We start from the raw sequence: 22,015 nt of genomic DNA on the forward strand, positions 1-22,015 counted from the left end.
GTAGACCTACGCTTGGGCGACGGCTCGCTCCCCGAGCCGGTCCAGCCGACGGTCAGAACCCACGAATTGGAGCATCAAGCGATGGCTCGCCACCTTGTCACCAGTGCGCTTCCGTACATCAACGGCATCAAGCACCTGGGGAACATGGTCGGGTCGATGCTCCCGGCCGACGTCTACGCGCGGTACCTGCGCCGGCGCGGCCACGACGTGCTGTACATCTGCGCCACCGACGAGCACGGCACGCCGGCCGAGCTCGCGGCCACCGAGGCGGGCCTGCCGGTCGCGGAGTTCTGCGCGCAGGCGCACGAGACGCAGAAGAAGATCTACGCGGGCTTCGGGCTCTCGTTCGACCACTTCGGGCGCAGCTCGTCGCAGCAGAACGCCGAGCTGACGCAGCACTTCGCGCGCCGCCTGCACGAGCACGGTTTCATCGAGGAGCGGGCGATCCGGCAGGTGTACTCGCCGGTCGACGGCCGCTTCCTGCCCGACCGCTACGTCGAGGGCACCTGCCCGCACTGCGGGTACGACCGGGCGCGTGGCGACCAGTGCGAGAACTGCACCCGCGTCCTGGATCCCACGGACCTGATAGACCCGCGCTCGGCGATCAGCGGCTCGACCGACCTCGAGGTCCGCGAGACCAAGCACCTGTTCCTGCTGCAGTCGAAGCTCCAGGGCGAGGTCGAGGCGTGGCTCGACGGGAACAGCAAGGACTGGCCGCTGCTGTCGACGTCGATCGCCCGCAAGTGGCTCACCGAAGGGCTGCACGACCGCGCGATCACGCGCGACCTGGAGTGGGGCGTGCCGGTCCCGGCCGACACGTGGCCGGAGCTCGCCGCGGAGGGCAAGGTCTTCTACGTCTGGTTCGACGCCCCGATCGAGTACATCGGCGCCACCAAGGAGTGGGCCGACGCCGCGGTGGCCGGGCCGGACGGCGGAGCGGGCGGCGAGACCCGGGACTGGAAGTCATGGTGGTACCAGGCCGACGACGTCCGCTACACGCAGTTCATGGCCAAGGACAACGTCCCGTTCCACACGGTGATGTTCCCCGCCACCCAGCTCGGCGTCCGCGAGCCGTGGACCATGGTCGACTACGTCAAGGGCTTCAGCTGGCTCACGTACTACGGCGGCAAGTTCTCGACGTCCCAGAAGCGGGGAGTCTTCACCGACGCCGCGCTGGAGATCCTGCCGGCCGACTACTGGCGCTACTTCCTCGTCGCGAACGCGCCCGAGTCGGACGACTCGTCGTTCACCTGGGAACACTTCGCCGGAACGGTGAACAAGGACCTGGCCGACACGCTCGGCAACTTCGTCAACCGGGTGCTGACGTTCTCCGCCAAGCGGTTCGGGGACGCAGTCCCGGCCGGCGGCGAGCCGGGTGAGGCGGAGGAGCGGCTCGGCGCGGAGGTGGCCCGGCTCCTGGCGGAGCTCGAGGAGCACATGGAGGCCCTCCAGTACCGCAAGGCGACGAACGCCCTGCGCGCGCTGTGGTCGGCGGGCAACGCGTACCTGGTCGAGAAGGAGCCGTGGAAGCAGGTCAAGGTCGATCCCGAGGCCGCCGCGGTCTCGCTGCGGACGGCGATGAACCTGATCCACCTGTACGCAGTGGTCTCCGAGCCGTTCATCCCGGAGACGGCCGCGACGCTCCGCAACGTGTTCGCCTTCGACGGCGACGCAACGACCTGGGTCACGCCCGAGGCAGCGATGTCGCTCGACGCCGTTCCCGCCGGGACGGCCTTCTCCGTGCCGCCGGTGCTGTTCGCCAAGATCACCGACGAGGAACTGGAGGGCTACCGCGACCGCTTCGGCGGCGCCGACGCCTGATCGCGCAGGTCAGACCTGTGCGGCGGCTAGCTGCTCGCGGACCTGGCGCTTGGCGCGGGTGAGCATGCCCGCCATTCCGTTGAGCCGCAGCAGGCTGACCACCTTCGTCAGGCCGAGCTGCAGCGGGAAGTCCTCCGGCACGTCCAGCACCTGCTGCGCGGTGAGCCCGGTCAGGCCCTGCGCCAGGATCGACGCGAAGCCGCGGGTGGTGGGCGCCTCCTCAGGTGCCGTCGCGTGGAAGGCGACCACTCCGGCGTCGTCCACCTCGGCGATGGCGTAGACGGGGGACTGGCACTCCTGGACGCGCTCCAGCTTCTCCGGCGCGTCCGCGTACTTGGCGGGCAGGGGCGGGAGCTCGCGCGACACCTCCAGCAGAAGCTGGAGGCGGTCGCGCTCGGGCGTCTCTAGGAAGGCGTCACGCAGCTCGGCGAGGGCCTCGGGCAGGTCGACGTCGTGGGTGCTCATCTGGTCATCCTCCCACCGCCCGCAGGGCTCGGGCGAGCCACCGGGCGGCGTCGTACGGTTGGTACATGGCCGATAACAAGCGGTCTGACGAGGGCCGCAACCGCTGGTCCCAGAGCGTCACCGAGGGCAGCGACGCTCTGGATCTCGAGGACGGCGTCTTCACGTGGAAGGACCCGGCGCGGATCGCCCGGTCCCTGAAGCGGTCCGCAGAGGCGAGCGACCGGCGCAAGAGCTCCCCGTACCGCTCGGCGATGTCGATGCTCACGTTCTACGTCAACCGGGCGGGCAAGGAGCTCGACGCGGACCAGCGCAATGTCCTCGAGCGCGCCAAGGACGAGCTGCGCAAGCAGTTCGGGCGCGCGTGACCTGTCAGACGGTGCCCGGCTCGCTGCCCGTGGCGATCGGGACCCGCACCGCGTTGCCCCATTCGGTCCAAGAGCCGTCGTAGTTGCGCACGTTCGTATACCCGAGCAGGTAGGTGAGCGCGAACCAGGTGTGGCTGGAGCGCTCGCCGATGCGGCAGTAGGTGATCACGGCGTCGTCCAGGGCCAGGCCCAGGCCGGACGTGTAGATCGCCTCGAGCTCGGCGCGCGTCTTGTAGGTGCCGTCCTCGGCGACCGCCGTCGCCCACGGGACGTTGCGCGCCGTCGGGATGTGGCCGCCGCGCAGCACGCCCTCCTCCGGGTAGTCCGGGATGGCGATGCGCTCGCCCGTGTACTCCTGCGGGGAGCGGATGTCGACGAGCGGGCCGCTGCCCAGGTGCGCCAGGACCTGGTCGCGGAAGGCGCGGATCGTGACGTCGTCGCGCTCGACCACCGGGTACTCGACCGGCGCGGGCGCAGGCACGTCGGTGGTGAGCTCGCGGCCCTGGGCGCTCCACAGCCCGCGGCCGCCGTCGAGCAGGCGCACGTCGGAGTGTCCGAACAGCGTGAAAACCCAGGCCGTGTACGCGGCCCACCAGTTGTTCTTGTCGCCGTACAGGATGACGGTGGTGTCGCGTGTGATGCCCTTGCTGCCCATGAGGGCGGCGAACGCCGCGCCGTCCAGGTAGTCACGCATCTCGGGGTGCTGCAGCTCGGTGTGCCAGTCGACCTTCACGGCGCCCGGGATGTGCCCGGTCTCGTAGAGGAGGACGTCCTCGTCCGACTCGACCACGACGACCCCCGGATCCTTCAGGTGATCGGCCAGCCAGGTGGTGCTCACGAGCCGTTCGGGGTGGGCGTACTGCGCGATCTTGTCCGACGGGTCGATGGGGGCAGGCATGGTTCCTCCTCGATGGACGTGCTTGGTAGAGCATATGAACACGCGGTCGTGGCGAAAAGATCCCGGCTGCCTGACGGGTCAGGACAGTCGACGCTCCAGCACGCCCAGGTGCGCCCACGCCCGAGCCGCCTGCGGCCCGCCCGGCTGCGCCAGCCGGGCCAGCCGGGTCCAGGCGGCGTGGTCGTCCGCGCCTTCGTCGCGGGCGGTCCAGTGCTCGACGGCGGCCGCGTCGTCGCAGGCGTGCACCGCCCCGCGGACCTCCGCCTCGAGCTCCTCACGCAGCCGCTCCACGCCCGGCGCGACCGACCGGCGCAGCAGCGCCTCGGGGTACGCAGAGAGTGCGCCGCGCACGTCGCCGCGCCGGAGCCGGGACCGCACGGTGTCGACGTCGGACCGAAGCGCCCGCGCGAGCCGGTAGGGGCGGGACCCCGCGAGCAGCGGGCCGTCCAGGACGCCGTCGGCCACCCGGCGGAGGCGCGAGATCTCGGCGCGCACGGCCACGAGCGACAGGTCGCCGGGGTGCAGGAGTACCGCGAGCTCCTCCGCGCCGAGGCCGCGGGGGTGCTCCGCGAGCAGGAGCAGGATCTCGGCGTGCCGCAGGGAGAGCCGGTGCCCCCGCAGCGCGGGCGGGCCGAGCAGCCGCAGGTCGGGGGCGCGTTCGGCCACGCCGTCCGCCCGGGCGGCGAGCTCGCGCTCCACCATCGCGACCGTAGCCCGCACCAGCGCGAGGGCGACGTGGGACCCGGCGGCGCTGCCGCCGGTGAGGTCGAGGACACCCACGATCCCGCCGGCCGGGTCGCGCACAGGGGCCGCGGTACAGCTCAGCCGCTGGACGGGGCGCGCGAAGTGCTCCGCCCCGAGCACCTGGACCGGGCGCCGCGTGGTCAGGGCAGTGCCGGGCGCGTTGGTGCCGACCGACTCCTCCCGCCACACTGCGCCCTCGACGAACCCGACGTGGTCCACCGCGGAGCGCACCGGCCCACGGCCCTCGATCCAGAGGAGGCGGCCGACGTCGTCGGACACCGCGACCACCAGGCCGTCGCTCGTGGCGCCGCCCACCAGGTCGCGCACGAGCGGCATCGCAGCGGCCAGGGGATGGGCGCGGCGGTAGTCGTCGAGGTCGCCCGACGCCGCGACGGCGACCGTGCGCGGCCGGTCCGGGTCCACGCCGTTGCGCAGGCACCGCCGCCACGACGCCGCGACGACGGGGTCGATCCCGTTGGGCTCCTGCGAGCCGGCCGAACTGACGAAGCTCTCGTACGCGGCGCGAACCCACTGCGCGTCCCGGTGTGGCACCTGCGTCATGCTGCCCCCGACCTTGTTCCGACGCCGTCGTCGAACCACGCCAGTGTAGGCACCAGGCCAAGAACCTCAACAGTTGAGCATCGAAATCCCCAAGCCGCCCGCGCCGCCAGGTGCTTATCCACAGATCACGGCTGTATTACGATCTCGCCGTGCGGGACTGAAGAAGTAGTCCTAGCGTCATTCACGCCGGTAGTTAAAGGGCCCACGAGCCCGGCAGTTTGTTTTCATGGGAACTCTCTTTGGGGGAAGAGTTGAACCACGTCGCTTTAGTGAGGCTGGAACCCGCTACATCTGGAACAGACGAAGACCCCGGGGACAGTCGGGCCTCATCGCCCGCACCGGAACCGGCCCGGCTACCCGCGCTCGACGTGCCGGAACCACCACCCCTCAAGCCCGGGCACGAGCCGGAGATCGACCTCGTGGGCGCCCGCGGCCGCAGGCGCTGGACCTTCGGCGCCGCGATCGTTACCGGCGTCGCCGTCGCGATAAGCCTCTGGGCCGTGTCGGCCCACGCCGACGAGACCAGTCGCCTGCTGACGCTGACGTCGCAGATCGACAGCCAGGTCAGCACTACTGCGGCCCGGTCGCACGACCTCGCCGCCGTCATGGACACGGCCGAGCGGGTCTACGAATACTCCGAGGGTCAGGTCGCCGACCCGGCCACGCGCGATGTCCTCGCCCAGGCGATCGACGATGCCCGCGCCGCCGTGGCCCAGCGCGTCACCGACGCCCCGCCGTCCTCGGTCACGCAGGCCAGCACCCTGCTCGCCCAGGCCACCCACATCGAGGACTCGCTCGACTGGGCCACGGAGGACCTACGTGTCGCCGTCGACATGGTCCAGCAGTCGCAGGGCGCCCAGCGCGCCCTGGACTCCCGCGAGCCGGTAGGAAACCGGACGATCCTTACGTCGCGCGAGGGATCCTGACAAGTCTGCGCTGTCATTTGATGGCGTTCTAAATTTCCGGGCCTTTCTGCTCGTCGAAACCTCTTTCCAGCGCATTCTGCGGTCGGATTCCGGAGGTCCGTTTCTGCCAAGCGGTCGCGTGCGAAGCTCTCGAGAGCTTCAAGCCCAACGCGTCACGCCCCGTCGTCGGGGGCCACGTCGCGGTAGGCGTCCACCAGGTCGACGAATTCCGCCCGGAGCCCGTACAGGTCCTCGCCCAGGGCGCCGGACGCCCGCTCCCGGAGGGCGTCGAGGTTCGCCGCGCCCCGGTACTCCGAGCCCGTGGCGATCAGCCCGAGCTCGGCCACTGCCGAGGCGAAGGCGAAGTCCGCCGTCGGCGCCGACGTGAACGCGTCGGATCCGACCGGGAACTCGACCTCGGTGCTGGACGCCGTTGGCTCGCCGCCGCCCGCGGCCTTGTACCGCACGTGCACGGTCATGAAGTCGCTGCTCGTGCCGACCTCCTGGTCGGAGTACTTCAAGTCGTCCGAACCGCCGTCATCGGCGGCCGAGGCGGCCGGGACGAGCTCGTAGAACGCGGTCACGGAGTGGCCGGCCCCGACGTCGCCCGCGTCCTTGGCGTCGTCGTCGAAGTCCTCGTCCTCCAGTCGCCGGTTGTCGTACCCGATCAGCCGGTAGGAGCCGACAGTGGCCGGGTTGAGCTCGACCTGCAGCTTGAGGTCCTTGGCCACCACGAACATGGTCGAGCCGAACTCGTCGACCAGGACCTTGCGTGCTTCGGCCAGAGTGTCGATGTAGGCGTAGTTGCCGTTCCCGTGGTCGGCGATCGCCTCCATCGTGTTGTCCTTCAGGTTGTACATGCCGAAGCCCAGCACGGACACGTAGACCCCGGACTCGTGCTCGGTCTCGATCAGCTCGGTGAGCTCCTCGGGCGTGGACGGGCCCACGTTGAAGTCGCCGTCGGTCGCCAGGATCACGCGGTTGTTGCCGCCCTCGACGAAGTTCTTCTCGGCCAGCTCGTACGCAGTCCGCAGGCCGTCCGCGCCGCCGGTGGACCCGCCGGCCCGCAGCGACCGGAGGTGGTCCACGAGCACGCCGTGCTCGGAGCCGGGCACCGAGTCCGCGACCACCTGGTTGTCGCCCGCGTAGGTCACTATCGAGACCCGGTCGTCCTCGCCGAGCTGCTCCACGAGCAGCGCGAACGACTCCGCCAGCAGCGGCAGCTTGTTCGGCTCGTCCATCGACCCCGACACGTCCAGCAGGAAGACGATGTTGTTGCCCTCCGACGTCGGTACCGCCTCCGTGGCCTGCACGCCCACCATGGCCAGCTGGTGCTCGGGATTCCACGGCGCCGTCGCGACCTCGGTCGTCACCGAGAACGGGTGCTCCGCGCCGGCGTCGGGCGCCGGATAGTCGTAGTCGAAGTAGTTGATCAGCTCCTCGATCCGCACGCCCTCGGGCGCCACTCCCTGGTTCACCTGGCGGCGCAGGTTCGAGTACGACGCCGTGTCGACGTCGGCGGAGAACGTGGACAGCGGGCTCGTGGCGACGTCCTGGAACGGTGTCTCGGGAGAGTCGTCGTACTCCTCTCCCTGGTCGGCCGGCTTTTGCGGGTCGGCAGCGGGGCCGGTCGGATCGGGGCCGGGGAGCGGCGCGATCTCGGCGTCGCTCAGCGCCTCGGGGGCGGGGGCCGGTACTGACAGCCCCGCCGAGTCGGAAGCCGTCTCCGACCCGCCGCCGTCGGCGGTGCAGCCTGCGAGTGCCAGGGTCGCGGTCAGCAGCGCTGCCAGCGCCGCCGGCGGTGCGGTCAGCCGTCGTGCCGGGTGCGCTGGCGCGTCTGCGCCGGGGCGGGACTGGTGGGGTGCGGAAGTCATCGGGAGGCCTCTCATCGTGTTCGGCGTCGTGTCCGGCTTCGTGTTCGGATTCGTGTGGTCCGGCGATCTGCCCTCTGAAGTCCATCTGTTCCGTGGCCGGTGCGGCTTGCCGCCCCGAGGTCACGGTCGGGTTGCAACCCCGATGCAACGCCCCGCTGCCTAACCTCGCCCCACCCGGGTGCGCCGCTGCACCCGCGTGTGGCTCCGCCGTCGGTCAGCCGACGGCGGGCACGAGAACCTGCGAGGAGGCAGACCATGACCGTGTACGCAGCCCCAGGTACCGAAGGTGCCATCGCTAGCTACCGGCCCCGGTACGACCACTGGATCGGGGGCGAGTACGTGGCCCCAGCGAACGGGCAGTACTTCGAGAACCCCAGCCCTGTGAACGGGCGGACCTTCACTGAGGTCGCACGCGGCGACGCCGACGACATCAACCGGGCCCTCGACGCCGCGCACGGCGCCGCGCCGGCCTGGGGGCGCACGTCCGTCACGGAGCGAGCGATCATCCTGAACAAGATCGCCGACCGCATGGAGGAGCACCTCGAGGAGCTGGCTGTCGCGGAGACCTGGGAGAACGGCAAGCCCGTCCGCGAGACCCTCAACGCGGACCTGCCGCTGGCCATCGACCACTTCCGCTACTTCGCGGGCGCGATCCGGGCCCAGGAGGGTTCGATCAGCGAGATCGACGGCGAGACCATCGCCTACCACTTCCACGAGCCGCTGGGCGTCGTCGGGCAGATCATCCCGTGGAACTTCCCGATCCTCATGGCGGTGTGGAAGCTGGCACCGGCGCTCGCGGCCGGCAATGCGGTGGTGCTCAAGCCGGCCGAGCAGACGCCGACATCGATCCTGTACCTGATGGAGCTCATCGCGGACCTGCTGCCGCCGGGCGTGGTGAACGTGGTCAACGGGTTCGGCGCGGAGGCGGGCAAGCCGCTCGCGAGCTCGTCCCGGATCCGCAAGATCGCGTTCACGGGCGAGACCACGACGGGCCGCCTGATCATGCAGTACGCGTCGCAGAACATCATCCCCGTGACGCTGGAGCTCGGCGGCAAGTCGCCGAACATCTTCTTCAGCGACGTCGCGGCGGCGAACGACGAGTTCTACGACAAGGCACTGGAGGGCTTCACGATGTTCGCCCTCAACCAGGGCGAGGTGTGCACGTGCCCGTCGCGTGCGCTCATCCAGTCGGACATCTACGCGTCGTTCCTGGCCGACGCCGTCGCGCGCACCGAGGCGGTCAAGCAGGGCAACCCGCTGGACACCGACACGATGATCGGGGCGCAGGCCAGCAACGACCAGCTGGAGAAGATCCTCAGCTACTTCGACATCGGCAAGGCGGAGGGCGCCAAGGTGCTCACCGGCGGGTTCCGGGCCGAGATGGAGGGTGACCTCGCGGGCGGGTACTACGTGACGCCCACGATCTTCGAGGGAAAGAACTCCATGCGGATCTTCCAGGAGGAGATCTTCGGCCCCGTGGTGGCGGTCACGGAGTTCGGGGACTTCGACGACGCCATCAAGGTCGCCAACGACACCCTGTACGGGCTGGGCGCGGGCGTGTGGACGCGGTCCGGCGCGGACGCCTACCGGGCGGGGCGCGCTATCGAGGCCGGCCGCGTGTGGACCAACTGCTACCACGCCTACCCGGCAGCGGCGGCGTTCGGCGGCTACAAGGGCTCGGGCGTGGGACGCGAGAACCACAAGATGATGCTCGACCACTACCAGCAGACGAAGAACCTGCTGGTGAGCTACGCGCCGACCAAGCAGGGCTTCTTCTAGAGAGGGGTCCCCGAGGGTCGAGCATGAGGTTGGTGCCGGCGTCGAGCATCGGCACCAACCTCGTGCTCGCCGGACTCTCAGTTCATGGTCGACGGTTTGGAGGAGTGATGGGTCACGACGTTCCGGGGGCTGGAGTTGCGCGTGTTGCGCTGACCGATGACGCGGCGGCACTGCTGGTGCGGCTGCGGGACAAGCACGGCGAGCTGATGTTCCACCAGTCCGGCGGCTGCTGCGACGGCTCGTCGCCCATGTGCTATCCGGACGGCGACTTCATCACCGGCGACGCAGACGTGCACCTCGGCGACCTAGCCGTCGGGGCGGGCCCTGCTGGGGAGGGCTCTGCTGGCGAGGACTCTGCTGCAGCGGGCCGCGGGTCGTTCACGGTCCCGGTCTGGATGAGCCGGAACCAGTTCGAGTACTGGAAGCACACCCACCTCACCATCGACGTGGTCCCCGGCCGCGGTGCCGGGTTCAGCGTCGAGGCGCCCGAGGGCGTGCGGTTCCTCATCCGGTCGCGCCTGTTCACCGACGAGGAGTGGGAGCGGCTCGAGGCCTGAGCGCGCGCCGGGTGGCGTCGCGGGCGACTCAGTCGGGCGTGAGGGCGACAACGCCGTCCGCCGTCGCGAGGAAGAACCCGGCGACCGCGAGGTCCTGCTCGGCGGCCGCCGCCCGGAGCGCCACGCCCCAGGCGTGGTCCTCGAACGAAGCGTCCGCCGAGCCCGGCCGCTCGAGCATGAGCAGGATCGACGCGCCGGGCTCGCCGTGCAGCATCGCGTGCCAGGCGTGGCCGAGCTCGTTCACCGTGCGCACGTCGGGCTCGTCCGGCACGTGGTCGAGGGGGACGATCACCGGGAGCGCACGGCGCTCGCCGTCCAGCATGACGAACCACAGCGTCCGCCAGCGTGGCGGGACGCCGTCGTGCAGGAAACTCGCGAAGGCGAGCAGGGCCGCGTCGTCGGCCAGCGGTTGGTTCGGGACGATCCCGCTCAATGATGTCATGGAGACCAGTATTAGCCCGGATGCTGACAGTTGATGGGGGTTATCCACAGGCACTCTCTGGCGATGCGCCAGGATCCCTCGAAATCGAGGCTTGAAGTTGACGCGGCGTCAACCTCTACCGTGGTGCACATGCAATGGTCCATCCAGGAGATCGCCCGCCTGACGGGCGTCACGAGCCGCACGCTGCGGCACTACGACGCCGTCGGGCTGCTGCCCGCCGTCCGGACGACGGCGAGCGGCCCACGCCGTTACGACCGCACCGCCCTGGTGCGGCTGCAGCGGATCCTGCTGCTGCGCGACCTCGGTCTCGGCCTCGGCGACATCGCCGAGGTGCTCGACACCGGCCAGGACGAGGCGGAGGCGCTGCGCCACCACCTCGTCTCGTTGCGGGCGGAGCAGGACCGGCTGGAGCGGCAGATCGCGTCGGTCGAACGGACCGTCGCGGCTCTCGAGGAGGACCCGGAAGCGAAGGAGGACATCATGGCGAAGGACATGCTCGACGGATTCGACCACACGCAGTACGAGCAGGAGGTGACCGAGCGCTGGGGCCGCGACGCGTACACGAAGAGCGACGCGTGGTGGCGTGGCCTCGGCGAGGACGGCCAGCGGCAGTGGAAGGAGAAGGCCGAGGCGCTGAGCAAGGCCTGGACCGACGCCGCCCAGGCGGGGCACGACCCGGCCTCCGACGAGGCGCAGGCGGTCGCCGCCCGGCACGCCGAGTGGCTCGGGTCCATCCCGGGTACGCCCGGCCACGAGCAGGGGCGGCCCGAGCGCGAGTACCTGCTGGGCCTGGCCGACATGTACGTGGCGGACGAGCGGTTCGGCGCGAACTACGGCGGCACCGAGGGCGCGGCCTTCGTGCGCGACGTGCTGCGCGTCTACGCCGACCGGGCCTACGCCGACGGCGAGTACTGAGCCCGGTACAGGTCGCGAAGGAGGCAGATCTCGCCGCCGTGCGCCATGGCCTCGCGGCTGAGATGGGTCACGAGCGCCGCCATCGGGAACTCGGCGAACCAGTCACCCTTTGGACCGATCGGGTGCATCAGGGACTCGTCGTCGAGCGTCGCGATGGCGTCCCGCCACGACCGGTAGCCCTCGTCGAGCATGGCGAGGCCGCCCTCGGCGGTGATCGGGGTCTGCGGCCAGTGTCGGGGGTCGAACATGCCGGCGTCGGGCGGCGCGTCCGTGGGGCCGAACAGCGCCCGGGCGCGTCGCCCGAACACGTCGCGGCCCACGTGCACCATGCGCCATGCGATGGTGGTGACCGGCGGAATCTCCGGTTCGGGCACCTCTTGCTCGAGCAGGGGCTCGCCGTCGGGTCCCGGGCGGACGCTCCACGCCGGCGACGCCGGCTCCCAGAGGTACTCGGTGTCGGTCAGGCCCTCGAGGCGCGGCCACAGGTGGTGGTCGAAGTAGAAGCTCAGCTGGTCCAGCAGGAGGTCACGCCACACCGTCGTGGGGGGCGGCGCTGCCGAGGGGGTGGCCGGCCCGGTCGTCGTCATGCTGTGAAGGTACCTTCCGTGTCTGACACTTCGATTCAAAGGTTTTCGCAGATTTTCGAAGGTAGCCTCAGTACATGCCCGACGCCCCGGCCGACGCCCATCAAAAACCGTCCGTGACCTGCTGGTTCGCTGGTCTCACCACGTTGGACGTGATCCACCGGAGCGCCGTTCGGCCGGGGCCCAACCAGAAGATCACCGCCGTTCGCCAGGACGTGTCCGCGGGCGGGCCCGCGGCCAACGCGGCAGTCACCGCCGCGACGCTCGGTGCGCGGGCGCTGCTGATCAGCGCTATGGGTTCAGGTCCGGTGGGTTCGGCCGCGCGGGGCGACCTGGAGCACCACGGGGTCGAGATCCACGACACGGCGGAGGGCCGCGTGATCCCGTTCGCCGTCTCGGCCGTGATGGTCGACGACGAGACCGGCGACCGGTCGGTCGTCTCGCCCGACGCCACGCTCGCCGACGGCCTCGACGTCACGCCCCAGGCTCTCGACACCCTGCCCCGGCCCGACGTGGTCCTGCTCGACGGGCACCACCCTGACCTGGCCCGGAGCGTGCTCGCGTACGCGGAGTCTCTCGACCCTCGCCCGCTGATCGTGCTCGACGCCGGCCGGTGGCGTCCGGTCTTCGCCGATCTCCTCGGCTCGGCGGACGTGACGGCCAGGTCCGCGGACTTCCGCGCGCCGGCCGACGTCGCGCGATCCCGTGCCGTCGTCGCCACGCACGGCCCCGAGCCCGTGACCTGGTGCGACAAGGACGGGCGGCGCGGATCCACCGAGGTGCCGACCGTCGACGTGCGTGACACCCTCGGCGCGGGCGACGCGTTCCACGGTGCGCTCTCCGTCGCGCTCGCCCGGGGCGCCGACCTGGAAGCCGCGGTCGAGGAGGCGGTGCGCGTGGCGTCCATCCGGGTACAGCACATCGGACCGCGCTCCTGGCTGGAGTACCTTTCGTGCGTCTGAACACCGCCGAGCTCGTCGAACGCGCGGCCGGGCTCGCGATCGACGCTGCCCGCTCGGGTGAGGCGCGCGTCCTCGGGATCACCGGCCCGCCCGGTGCGGGAAAGTCGACGCTCGCCGCCGCCCTTGCCGACGGCATGGCACCCGGCACGGCAGTCGTGGTCGGCATGGACGGCTTCCACCTGTCCAACAAGGTGCTGGAGGCCCACGGCAGCCGGGGCCGCAAGGGCGCCATCGACACGTTCGACGACGCCGGGTACGCCGCCCTGATCGACCGGATCGCTGGCCGCCCCCTGGGCGGCCCGCCGGTCTACGCGCCAGAGTTCCGGCGCGAGATCGAGGAGCCGATAGCGGCCGGCACTGCCGTCACCGGCGAACCCCTGGTGATCACGGAGGGCAACTATCTGCTCGCCCCCAGCGGCGCCTGGCCCGCCGCCCGCGCTCGGATGGCCGAGGTCTGGTACATCGACCTGCCCGACGCCGAGCGCCTGCGGCGCCTCGTCGCTCGCCACCATGCCTTCGGCAAGCCCCTGCCCGACGCCGAGGCCTGGGCCTGCGGCACCGACCAGCGCAACGCGGACCTGATCGCGACCACCCGGGACGCCGCGGACCTGGTCGTGGACTGGGTCTGATCGTGGACCGGGGTCCGGTCGTGGGCCGCCGGTCTGACCGTGGACGTGGTCTCACTCACCCGATCTCGAGGACCGCGACCCGCCAGACTCCCCGCCGCGCCTCCAGCCGCACGGCCGCGGCGCGCACCCGGCCCTCGTCGTGCAGGATCACTGTCGCCTCCGCGGACGTGGCGCCCAGCCGGACCATCCGCACGCGCCGGACCGCCGCCGGGTGTGCCTTGGGCCGCGGCGGCCGCGCCTGCCGGGCCTCCCGCATGAGCCGACCCCGCTCCAGCAGCTGGTCGTAGACCTGCGGCGTGACCCACCGGGTGAGCTGGGTCGCGGGGCGCTCGCCGCGCAGCACCTCTACCGCGGCGCGGACCACCCGGCACACCTGCGCGGTGGGATCGGGCAGGGTGGGGTCCGGCTCGGGAGCCGGGCGCCCGGAGAGCGCCTCGAGCGCGGCCGCCGCATTCTGCAGCTCCGGGTACGGTGTGCCGCCGATCCGCATGCGCCGCAGCCGCTGACCGATCCCGGGACCCGTGACCGGCCCGGCCGGCGACGTGACGGCCGGGGTGACAGGCCGTCGCGTGGGCGCCGTCGTGCTGACGATGCGCGGCGCCGTGCTGACGGCGCGAAGCACCGTGCTGGCGCGCGGCGGCGTGCTGATGGCAGGCGGCGGCGCGGCCGGAGCGTTAGCCAGGTTCGGCGTCGGCGTCGGGGCAGGCGCTGGTGTCGGTGCGGTTGCCGCTGTGGCGGGGCGGCGCCGCGTGGTTGCAGGGTCGGGCGGGGCGTCGCGCGGAGCGTCGGGGCGGGTGTCGATGGTGGTCATGCGGGATCTCCTGGGGACGCGTGCGGGGTCGTGCGGGACGGGGAAAAGGGCGGGCCCTCAGGGCAGGCGGAGCACCGTGCCCGGGCGGATCAGGTCGGGATTCGAGCCGAGCACCGCGCGGTTGGTGTTGTGCCACTGCGTGACGGCGGCAGCGATCTCGGCGTCGGCGGTCTGATCGGTGGCGGTCTGATCGGTGGCGAGCTGATCGGCGGCGATCGCCCAGAGGGTGTCGCCCGGCTCGACCACCACCAGTGGCTCGCGTTGCATCCCCGTGCGCTGGCTCCGGTTGACCAGCGATGCCCGCTCCGGTGCCGGGCGCCGATCTGTCGTCTCGGGGTCCGTTGGCTGCCAGCGGAGGTCAAGCACGACGGGAGGGCCGGCGTTCGCGGCCACGGGAACCCCGAGCGTGTTGGGCAGAGCCATTGCCGTGGGTGTCGCGAGGGCGAGGCCGAGCCCCGCACCGGCGGCCGCGCGGGCGAGGCGACGGACGAGGGCCGGCGCGTGCCGTGCCACGGCTCGTTCGCCCGCAACCCAGCGCCGCCCTCGCCGATCTGCGAGGACGCACACCAGCGCCACGAGCGCATGCAGCCCGACCCGGCCCGCCACCACCGTGCCGACGGCGACCGCTGCGAGCTCGACGATGTCCTCGACCGGGAAGAGCGCCGAGCCAAGCCCCGTGCCGACCTGCCAGGTGCGTGCTCCGAGCGTGCCGGCCGCCGCGGCCAGCGCGAGGCTGAGGGTCAGCAGCCCGAGGAGCCCACACCAGGTGCCCTCCCGCTGCTCGGCGGCACTCGCGTCCTCCGTGGTATTCACGGCGGCGCTCTCGGCGGACTGCGGCGTGCGGACCTCCTCAGGTCCTGTCCGGCGATTCCGAACGTGCTTCGATGGCGCTGCGTGGTTGAGGGCAGTACTCGACATGGTTCCCCCTGTGGCGATCAAATTTTGGGCACGATAGAGCTGTATGGCTAGTTTGATGCTTGTTGGTGTCGTCCGGTGGTCGATATTCAACATCCGTACCGACAGGGTGTCTACCGGAGGGCGAGATGCCTGTGGATAGCGCAGGGTGACCCCATGACAACCGTGGATCCGGCTGGTCCCACGCGCTGGGAGGCGCTCTTCGGTGATCTCGAGGCGCAGGCTCGCGCGCAGTCAGCCGCCGAGGCCGACGCGCTCGTGTCCGAGCTGACGCGCGCCGAGCACGCGACGATGACGCTCGCTGACCGGTTCCGCGCCGGCGTCGGGGCGGTGGTCACGCTGGAGCTGCTCGACGGTGCGCCGTTGCGCGGCGTCGTGCGGGAGGTGGCGGACGAGTGGGTGCTGCTGCAGGGGGTCAGGCCCGAGCCGGCGAGCCAGCACCTCGTGCCGCTGGCCGCGACGGCGGGCGTGCACGGCCTGGCTCGTCAGGCGGCGTCGGCGACGTCCCGGCGGGACGGGCTCGGGCTGGGGCCCGTGCTGCGGACCCTCCAGCGCGACCGGGCGCGTGTCACGGTGCGGACGCTGAGCGGGGTAGTGGGCGGCCGGATCGGGCGAGTCGGCCGTGACCATCTGGACATCGATGTGCTCGATGATCGCGGAACTCGACTGGTTCCGTTCACGGCCCTGCTGGTCGTGAGCGAGGCGCCGTGAGGCCGTCGAGAAAGCCGGTAAATGGAGAGCGGGACCGGAGCCACTCCGCGTGGAGTGCGCCGGTCCCGTCGGTGTGCGACTGAGGCCTTTCAGCCGTCCGCGGCCGCAGAACCCTTGAGTCGCTCACGGCTCTTTGCATACATGCGCTCGATGTATGCCTCGAGCTCCGCCGCTTCGACGCGCCAGACCTTCTTGGGCCCCACCTGGATGGCGGGAAGGTCGCCGGTGCGAACCAGTGCATAGCCCTGCGCCATCGAGATGTTCAGGGTCTCGACCACATCGGCCAGAGAGAGAAAGCGCTTTTCCATGGGTCCAGTGTGGCACGAGACACCGACATGAGGGGGTTATCCACAAGAAGTGCTTATCTGATGCCGGATCGGCGGCGTTCGATCACTATGGTTCCGGCGCTCTGCCCAGGCTGTGCACCATGCCTTGCACCATTCTGTGTGGGTTCGCCCTCAACTTGTAGTCGAAGGTCTACCCAAAGTCCACCAAAGTACGCGGAAGGACCGAGATGACGTATGCCCCGGCCGCCTCAGCGCCCACCGTTGGCAGTCAGGGCATTCCCGAGCCTGCGGCAGCCCGGCTGCGCCGGCCCAGCTGGCGCGACCCGCGGCTCCTGACCGGCGTCGTCATCGTCGCGCTGTCGGTCGCGTTCGGCTCATGGGTGGTCTCGGCGGCGAGCCGCACGGTCCCGGTCTTCGTGGCGGACGGCGCGCTGACTCCCGGGGAGATCCTCACCGCGGACGTACTCCGCGCCGTCGACGTCCGGCTCGGCGCGGGGACGGGCCGCTACCTCCGCGCGGACGAACCGCTGCCTACGGACCTCGTGGCGCTCCGGGTGGTGGACGACGGCGAGCTCGTCCCACTGACCGCCCTCGGTGCGGACGCCGACGTCCGATCGGTCGCCGTACCGGTCGCCTCCGGGCTCTCGGACCGAATACGTGCGGGGGCGGTCGTGGACCTGTGGTTCGTGCCGGACGTGCCGGTCACGCCGGAGCAGGTCCCCGACAAGCCGGACCCGAGCACGCTGGCGCAGAACGTCGTGGTCGAGCAGGTCGACGCCGAGGACGGCGCGATAGTCGTGGACGGCACCGTCACGCTGCACGTCCTCGTCCCAGCCGACTCCCTGCCGACCGTGCTGGCCGCGCTCTCGGACGCCGGCACAGTCGCCGTCGTGCCCGTGGCGGGCGGCGTCCGGTGAGCGCGGAGCGGGCGGTCACGGTCCTGGTCGCGGTGCACGCACCCGAGGAGGAGGCTGCGGCGGTCACCGTGCTCGGCGCGCAGCCGCGGGTGACCGTGGCTCGGCGGTGTGCCGAGCTCACCGAGCTCCTGGCGGCAGCCGAGGCGGGCGCCGGCACGGCCGCCGTCGTCTCGGGGGACCTGCCCGGCCTGGACCGTGAAGCCGTGGCGCGGCTGCGTGGCGCCGGCCTGCGGGTGGTCGCCATCGAGGACCCCGCCACGCCGGTGGAACGGCTCGCCGGGCTGGGGTGCGACGTCGTCGTCGCCGGCGGGGACGCGGAAAACCTGGTCGCTGCGGTGCGGGGAGACGCGCCGGAGATCGCCGAACCCGCGCCGCCTCCAGCGCCGCATGACTTCGGGGGCCGGCCTGGCACGCTCGTCGCCGTGTGGGGTCCGGCCGGGTCGCCGGGCCGGACCACCACCGCGATCGAGCTCGCGGCCGCCCTCGCCGGGGTCGGCGCCGCGGCCCCGCGCCGCTCCGGCCTGCTGCGCCGGTCTCGCTCAGCGCCGCCGCCCCACGGATCGGGCACGGTGCTCCTGGCCGACGCCGACACCTACGCGTCCTCCGTGACCGCCCGCCTCGGGCTGCTCGACGACGCCCCCGGCCTGGCCGCCGCGGCCCGCACCGCCGGGCAGGGCGTGCTCGACGTCGTGACGCTGGCCGGCCACAGCCCGGTCGTGCTGCCGGGCGTGCGTGTGCTGACCGGCATCACCCGCGCGTCGCGCTGGCCCGAGCTGCCTGCGAGCTCGCTCGAGGTCGTGTTCGAGCGGTGCCGCGAGCTCGCTTCGTGGACGGTGGTGGACTGCGGCCCGGTTCTCGAGGCCGACGAGCTCCTCATGTACGACACCCGGGCGCCGCAGCGCAACGGCGCGACCCTCAGCGCGCTGCAGGCGGCGGACATCGTCGTGGTGGTCGGCGGGGCCGACCCCGTGGGGCTGCAGCGCCTGGTGCGGGGCCTGGAGGACCTGCGGGACGCCGCCGTCCCGGTGCCCGCGGCGCGCCTCGTCGTGGTGAACCGGGTGCGTGCCTCCGCCGTCGGACGGCGGGCCGAGTCCCAGGTGCGCGACGCCCTCGCACGGTACGGGGGAGTCGACGACGTGCACCTCGTGCCGGACGACCCGGCCGGGCTCGACGCCGCACTCCTGGCGGGGCGGGTGCTCGCGGAGTGCGCGCCGGCATCGCCGGCGCGGGCCGCGTTCCTGGGGCTTGCCGACCGGGTCCGGGAGCTGGTGCCCGCGCCGGCGTGAATCGCGGTGCGTGAGGCCGCGGTGAGGCGGCGCGGACCCTCATCCGGGTCTCCTGCGTAACAATCCGTCCGTCCGGCGCGGCTCGACGACCGAAATATGACATCCGGCGCTAAGTTGAGCCCGTGGCCGCCGTGACGAAGCACAACTACGCCGACGACCTGCGTCTCGCGCACGTGATCGCCGACCAGGTCGACTCCATCACCATGTCCCGCTTCCGCGCGCTGGACCTCAAGGTGGAGACCAAGCCGGACCTGACACCGGTGTCCGACGCCGACCGCGCAGCCGAGGACTTCATCCGAGGGCAGCTCGCCCGCGCCCGCACGCGCGACGCGATAGTCGGGGAGGAGTACGGGTCGGCCGGCAGTGGTGCGCGCCGCTGGATCGTCGACCCGATCGACGGCACCAAGAACTTCGTTCGCGGCGTCCCCGTCTGGGCCACGCTGATCGCTCTGGCCGACGGCGACGAGGTCGTCGTGGGCCTGGTCAGCGCCCCCGCCCTGGGCCGGCGCTGGTGGGCCGCGCAGGGCTCGGGCGCGTGGACGGGCAAGTCATTGGCGGCCGCGTCGCGCATGTCCGTGTCCGGGGTCTCCCGCGTCGCCGACGCGTCCTTCAGCTACGCGTCCATCGGCGGCTGGGAGGAGCGCGGCTCGCTGGAGGGGTTCCTCAACCTGACGCGGGCCTGCGCGCGTACCCGCGGGTACGGCGACTTCTGGTCGTACATGCTGGTGGCTGACGGCGCCGTCGACATCGCCGCCGAGCCCGAGCTCGAGGTGTACGACATGGCCGCGCTCGTGCCGATCGTCGTCGAGGCCGGCGGCACCTTCACGGCGCTCGACGGCACGCCGGGCCCATGGGGCGGCAACGCGGTCGCGACCAACGGCAAGCTGCACAAGGAAGCGCTCGAGTTTCTGGCCTGAGCGTTTGACTGCCGTTCGGGCCTGTCGAGAACCGTCAGACGCGCGGGATGTTCTTGATCTCGCTCCAGTCGTACCAGAGCAGGTCGCGGTCGGTGACGCGCTGCAGCGCCTCGTCGAGCGCGGCATCCGACTCCTCGCCGACCTCGGCGGTCGCCTCGGCGTCGCTCTCCTCGTCGGCGGCTGCGAGCACGTCCGCGATGTCGGGGGCCGCCTCCGGCTCGTCCACGTGCACGCACACGATCGCGACGTTCTCGACGGTGCTGGTCACCTGGATCTCGGAGGCGACCGGCTCGTCGTCGTCGGAGCCCTCGCCGCTCAGCGCGGTGCTGCCCGGCGCGCCGATCGCCGAGTCCGGGATCTCCACCGTGATGATCACGCGCTGATGCGGGGCGTCGGGACGGCCGGCGATGAGCGCCAGTGAGTCGTCGGCAGCGTTGAGCGCGGCGACGTACTCGAGGCCCTCGGCGTCCTCGTCGGGCAGGACGGCCTCCAGGTCCTTCGTGACGGCGTGCGCGCTGCGTGGGGCGACGGTCCAGCGGGCGGCGTCGTTGGCGTGGGTGACGGCGTCGAGCTCGTCGAGCGTGGCGGGCACGTAGATGCGCATGTGCTCAGTGTGCCGCTGATCAGGCGCTGGCGTGGCAGCCACGGCACCGCCACTCTCACACGACTGCGGACGCGGGGCGGCCGGCGAGGGCCACCTCGACCGTGCGGCCCTCGTGCCAGGACCGGTAGGCCGCCTCGACGATCGCAGTGGTGCGGATGCCCACATGACCGTCGGGCTGGGGCGTCGACCCGGTGCGGACCGCGTCCAGGAAGGTCGCCAGAAGGGTCTCGTCGAGGTTCGGCCCATAGCCGAGCGACAGCTCGTTGGCCTCGATCTGAGACCAGCCGGAGACGCGGGCCGCGAACGGGTCGACGTCGATCAGGCCGGCGTCGGACACCACCGAGAGCGTCAAGCCGCCCCAGATCGAGTGCGAGGCCGGCCGCGACCAGCTGCAGTCGATCGTGAGGTTGGTCCCGTCCGCGTAGGTGACCGTCACGATGCCGGCAGTCTCGACCGCGCTGTCCGGATGCAGCAGCTTGTTTGCCGTGGCGTGCACCCGGACGGCGGGCACACCGCCCAGGAGAGTGTCGACCATGTCGACGAGGTGCACGGTGTGGTCGGTCATCGCACCCCCGCCTGCCAGCGTGGGATCGGTGAACCAGGCTCGTGCGGCCGGTACCTGGCCGTTGTTCGTGCCGGTGATCGCGTGCACCCGGCCGAGCGTGCCCGCCTGGTACTGGTCGCGCAGGTCGGCGAACGCGGGAGAGAAGCGGACCGGGAACGCGACCATGAGCGGCACCCCCGCGGCCTCGCAGGCTGCGACCATCGCGGTCGCGTCTGCGACCGACGTCGCGAGCGGCTTCTCACAGAGCACTGCGGCGCCGGCCGCCGCCGCTGCCTCGACGTGCGTGCGGTGGCGGGTGTTCTCGGAGCAGACGACTACGGCGTCCGGTCCCCAGGCCAGCAGCTCGTCGTAGGTTGCCACGTAGTCGACACCGAGCTCCGCGGCGAGCGCCGCACCGCCGGACTCACCGGCAGGGCGAGTGGCGCTGTCGGGGTCGGAGGTGAGCAGCTCGACGTCAGGCATGGCCGCGAGCAGACGTGCGTAGCCGAGCGCGTGCGTGTGCGCGAACGACATCAGGGCGACCTTCATCGGGCTTCCTCCAGGGTGACGACCGTGTCGAGGGCGAGCGAGCGTTGTGCGGCCTCGGCGAGGCGGACGGCCTCGAGTCCGTCGGCCGCGGAGACCCGGGGCTGCGGGCCGCCCCGGAGTGCCGCAAGGAACTCCCGCAGCTCGGTCAGGTACGGGCTCTCGCCGAGCGCCGCCACCTTCGGCGCGTAGCCGTCGGCGCCGGCCGCCGCGCCGCCGTTGGTCCAGGTTGCCGGGTTCGTGGCGGAGTCGTGCCGCAGCACACCGCCAGTACCGGCCACCTCGAAGCGGGTGCGGAAGTCCACCGGCCGGGCCGACCAGATCCCGCCGATGCTGCTCACGCTGCCCGAGGCGTGGGTGAGGACCACCTGAGCGGCGACCGTGCCGGACGGGTCCGGCGCGGAGCGCACCGCGCGCAGGGAGGCGACGGGTCCCCCGTTCCAGCGCGCGAAGTCGATGTCGTGGAGCATGAGGTCCATGACGATGCCGCCCGAGAGCTTCTCGTCGTGGAACCAGGGGGAGACCGGCAAGCCGCCCTGCCGGTCGTAGCGCTGCACGGCGACGGTCCCGAGCGTGCCGCCCGCGACGGCGTCGTGCAGCGCCGTGTACTCGGGGAAGAAGCGCACCACATGGGCCGGGTAGAGGGTGACGCCGGCCTCCTCGCAGGCCCGGATCATCGCCTCGGTGTCCTCGACGGTCAGGGCGAGCGGCTTTTCGCACACCACGTCGCATCCGGCCGCCGCCGCGGCCTCCACCATGGCCCGGTGCGTGTACGTCGGGGTGCAGACGTCGACGACGTCGCAGCTGGCCAGCAGGTCGTCGAGCGACGTGGCGAGCCGGCCGCCGTGCCGGGCGACGAGCTCAGGAGCGCCCCTGAGGCTGTGGACGACGACGTCGACCCCGAGCTGAAGCCAGCCGGCGATGTGGGCGCCTGCGATTCCGCCGGCGCCGAGAAGTCCGACAGTGGTCATGAGTG

24 protein-coding genes are annotated in these 22,015 nt (G+C 71.6%); 12 read left to right on the forward strand and 12 right to left on the reverse strand.

Annotated elements, in window-relative coordinates; genetic code table 11:
- The first annotated feature begins 81 nt into the window (after positions 1-81).
- A complete protein-coding gene (gene metG / locus IE250_RS12395; protein ID WP_189669574.1) occupies positions 82-1,821 on the forward strand; it encodes a methionine--tRNA ligase in 1,740 nt (579 codons plus the stop codon).
- 9 nt (positions 1,822-1,830) lie between these two features.
- Here metG and IE250_RS12400 read toward each other — a convergent pair whose 3' ends face one another.
- Positions 1,831-2,286 carry a SufE family protein gene (locus tag IE250_RS12400; RefSeq protein WP_189669575.1) on the reverse strand — a complete coding sequence of 152 codons (456 nt, stop codon included), beginning with the start codon at positions 2,284-2,286 and terminating at the stop codon, positions 1,831-1,833.
- 65 nt (positions 2,287-2,351) lie between these two features.
- On the opposite strand from IE250_RS12400, the gene IE250_RS12405 reads away from it, so the two are divergent.
- On the forward strand, positions 2,352-2,651 hold the full coding sequence (locus IE250_RS12405; RefSeq protein WP_189669576.1) for a DUF3175 domain-containing protein: 300 nt from the start codon (positions 2,352-2,354) through the stop codon (positions 2,649-2,651).
- A gap of 4 nt (positions 2,652-2,655) precedes the next feature.
- Here IE250_RS12405 and IE250_RS12410 read toward each other — a convergent pair whose 3' ends face one another.
- Entirely contained in the window at positions 2,656-3,549 is an 894-nt protein-coding gene (locus IE250_RS12410) for a sulfurtransferase (RefSeq protein WP_189669577.1), read from the reverse strand.
- Positions 3,550-3,627: 78 nt separating this feature from the next.
- Positions 3,628-4,854, reverse strand: coding sequence for a sigma-54-dependent transcriptional regulator family protein (locus tag IE250_RS12415; protein WP_189669578.1), 1,227 nt, complete (start codon positions 4,852-4,854; stop codon positions 3,628-3,630).
- A 368-nt stretch (positions 4,855-5,222) separates the two neighbouring features.
- Between IE250_RS12415 and IE250_RS12420 the strand changes: the two genes are divergently transcribed.
- A complete protein-coding gene (locus tag IE250_RS12420) occupies positions 5,223-5,780 on the forward strand; it encodes a hypothetical protein (protein ID WP_189669579.1) in 558 nt (185 codons plus the stop codon).
- Positions 5,781-5,932: 152 nt separating this feature from the next.
- Here IE250_RS12420 and IE250_RS12425 read toward each other — a convergent pair whose 3' ends face one another.
- The gene (locus IE250_RS12425; protein WP_189669580.1) at positions 5,933-7,633 is read right to left on the reverse strand and encodes a vWA domain-containing protein; all 1,701 of its coding nucleotides are present in this window, start codon (positions 7,631-7,633) and stop codon (positions 5,933-5,935) included.
- A 255-nt stretch (positions 7,634-7,888) separates the two neighbouring features.
- On the opposite strand from IE250_RS12425, the gene exaC reads away from it, so the two are divergent.
- The gene (exaC, locus tag IE250_RS12430) at positions 7,889-9,412 is read left to right on the forward strand and encodes an acetaldehyde dehydrogenase ExaC (protein ID WP_189669581.1); all 1,524 of its coding nucleotides are present in this window, start codon (positions 7,889-7,891) and stop codon (positions 9,410-9,412) included.
- 107 nt (positions 9,413-9,519) lie between these two features.
- On the forward strand, positions 9,520-9,969 hold the full coding sequence (locus tag IE250_RS12435) for a DUF779 domain-containing protein (protein WP_189669582.1): 450 nt from the start codon (positions 9,520-9,522) through the stop codon (positions 9,967-9,969).
- A gap of 28 nt (positions 9,970-9,997) precedes the next feature.
- Here IE250_RS12435 and IE250_RS12440 read toward each other — a convergent pair whose 3' ends face one another.
- Complete coding sequence (locus tag IE250_RS12440) at positions 9,998-10,411, reverse strand: hypothetical protein (RefSeq protein WP_189669583.1); 414 nt, start codon at positions 10,409-10,411, stop codon at positions 9,998-10,000.
- Positions 10,412-10,540: 129 nt separating this feature from the next.
- On the opposite strand from IE250_RS12440, the gene IE250_RS12445 reads away from it, so the two are divergent.
- Positions 10,541-11,326: a MerR family transcriptional regulator gene (locus IE250_RS12445; RefSeq protein WP_189669584.1), complete on the forward strand. Its 786-nt coding sequence runs from the start codon at positions 10,541-10,543 to the stop codon at positions 11,324-11,326.
- On the opposite strand, the gene IE250_RS12450 is transcribed toward IE250_RS12445, so the two are convergent.
- Positions 11,305-11,913 (reverse strand): DinB family protein, encoded by a 609-nt coding sequence (locus tag IE250_RS12450; RefSeq protein ID WP_189669585.1) that lies wholly within the window; start codon positions 11,911-11,913, stop codon positions 11,305-11,307. The two genes, IE250_RS12445 and IE250_RS12450, sit on opposite strands and share 22 nt — an antisense overlap.
- Positions 11,914-11,987: 74 nt before the next feature.
- Here IE250_RS12450 and IE250_RS12455 point away from each other — a divergent pair, with 74 nt between their 5' ends.
- Both IE250_RS12455 and IE250_RS12460 read left to right on the forward strand, forming a co-directional pair.
- Complete coding sequence (locus IE250_RS12455; protein WP_189669586.1) at positions 11,988-12,872, forward strand: PfkB family carbohydrate kinase; 885 nt, start codon at positions 11,988-11,990, stop codon at positions 12,870-12,872.
- Positions 12,863-13,501 carry a nucleoside/nucleotide kinase family protein gene (locus IE250_RS12460; protein WP_229872392.1) on the forward strand — a complete coding sequence of 213 codons (639 nt, stop codon included), beginning with the start codon at positions 12,863-12,865 and terminating at the stop codon, positions 13,499-13,501. The genes IE250_RS12455 and IE250_RS12460 overlap by 10 nt, the downstream gene beginning before the upstream one ends.
- 55 nt (positions 13,502-13,556) lie before the next feature.
- Here IE250_RS12460 and IE250_RS24525 read toward each other — a convergent pair whose 3' ends face one another.
- Both IE250_RS24525 and IE250_RS12470 read right to left on the reverse strand, forming a co-directional pair.
- Entirely contained in the window at positions 13,557-14,312 is a 756-nt protein-coding gene (locus IE250_RS24525; protein ID WP_229872393.1) for an Rv3235 family protein, read from the reverse strand.
- A 57-nt stretch (positions 14,313-14,369) separates the two neighbouring features.
- Positions 14,370-15,125 (reverse strand): LysM peptidoglycan-binding domain-containing protein, encoded by a 756-nt coding sequence (locus tag IE250_RS12470; RefSeq protein WP_189669587.1) that lies wholly within the window; start codon positions 15,123-15,125, stop codon positions 14,370-14,372.
- Positions 15,126-15,383: 258 nt separating this feature from the next.
- Between IE250_RS12470 and IE250_RS12475 the strand changes: the two genes are divergently transcribed.
- Positions 15,384-15,938 carry a hypothetical protein gene (locus IE250_RS12475; protein WP_229872394.1) on the forward strand — a complete coding sequence of 185 codons (555 nt, stop codon included), beginning with the start codon at positions 15,384-15,386 and terminating at the stop codon, positions 15,936-15,938.
- A gap of 89 nt (positions 15,939-16,027) precedes the next feature.
- Here IE250_RS12475 and IE250_RS12480 read toward each other — a convergent pair whose 3' ends face one another.
- Positions 16,028-16,246 (reverse strand): helix-turn-helix transcriptional regulator, encoded by a 219-nt coding sequence (locus tag IE250_RS12480; protein ID WP_189669588.1) that lies wholly within the window; start codon positions 16,244-16,246, stop codon positions 16,028-16,030.
- 206 nt (positions 16,247-16,452) lie between these two features.
- Here IE250_RS12480 and IE250_RS12485 point away from each other — a divergent pair, with 206 nt between their 5' ends.
- The 3 genes from IE250_RS12485 to hisN all read left to right on the forward strand — a co-directional run bounded on the left by IE250_RS12485 (position 16,453) and on the right by hisN (position 19,345).
- Entirely contained in the window at positions 16,453-17,142 is a 690-nt protein-coding gene (locus IE250_RS12485) for a hypothetical protein (RefSeq protein WP_189669589.1), read from the forward strand.
- Positions 17,139-18,428 carry a CpaE/TadZ family protein gene (locus IE250_RS12490; RefSeq protein WP_189669590.1) on the forward strand — a complete coding sequence of 430 codons (1,290 nt, stop codon included), beginning with the start codon at positions 17,139-17,141 and terminating at the stop codon, positions 18,426-18,428. Before IE250_RS12485 ends, IE250_RS12490 begins: the two co-directional genes overlap by 4 nt.
- 131 nt (positions 18,429-18,559) lie before the next feature.
- Complete coding sequence (gene hisN, locus IE250_RS12495; RefSeq protein WP_189669745.1) at positions 18,560-19,345, forward strand: histidinol-phosphatase; 786 nt, start codon at positions 18,560-18,562, stop codon at positions 19,343-19,345.
- Between the two features lie 34 nt (positions 19,346-19,379).
- On the opposite strand, the gene IE250_RS12500 is transcribed toward hisN, so the two are convergent.
- From IE250_RS12500 to IE250_RS12510, 3 genes are read right to left on the reverse strand one after another with little or no spacing between them, the layout of a single operon-like run.
- Positions 19,380-19,949, reverse strand: a complete 570-nt coding sequence (locus IE250_RS12500; protein WP_189669591.1) for a DUF6912 family protein — start codon at positions 19,947-19,949, stop codon at positions 19,380-19,382.
- A gap of 55 nt (positions 19,950-20,004) precedes the next feature.
- On the reverse strand, positions 20,005-21,042 hold the full coding sequence (locus IE250_RS12505) for a Gfo/Idh/MocA family protein (protein ID WP_189669592.1): 1,038 nt from the start codon (positions 21,040-21,042) through the stop codon (positions 20,005-20,007).
- A complete protein-coding gene (locus IE250_RS12510) occupies positions 21,039-22,010 on the reverse strand; it encodes a Gfo/Idh/MocA family protein (RefSeq protein WP_189669593.1) in 972 nt (323 codons plus the stop codon). The genes IE250_RS12505 and IE250_RS12510 overlap by 4 nt, the downstream gene beginning before the upstream one ends.
- Between the last annotated feature and the right edge of the window lie 5 nt (positions 22,011-22,015).

Origin of the sequence: Promicromonospora soli (assembly GCF_014653785.1) — a bacterium.
Taxonomy (GTDB): Bacteria; Actinomycetota; Actinomycetes; order Actinomycetales; family Cellulomonadaceae; genus Promicromonospora; species Promicromonospora soli.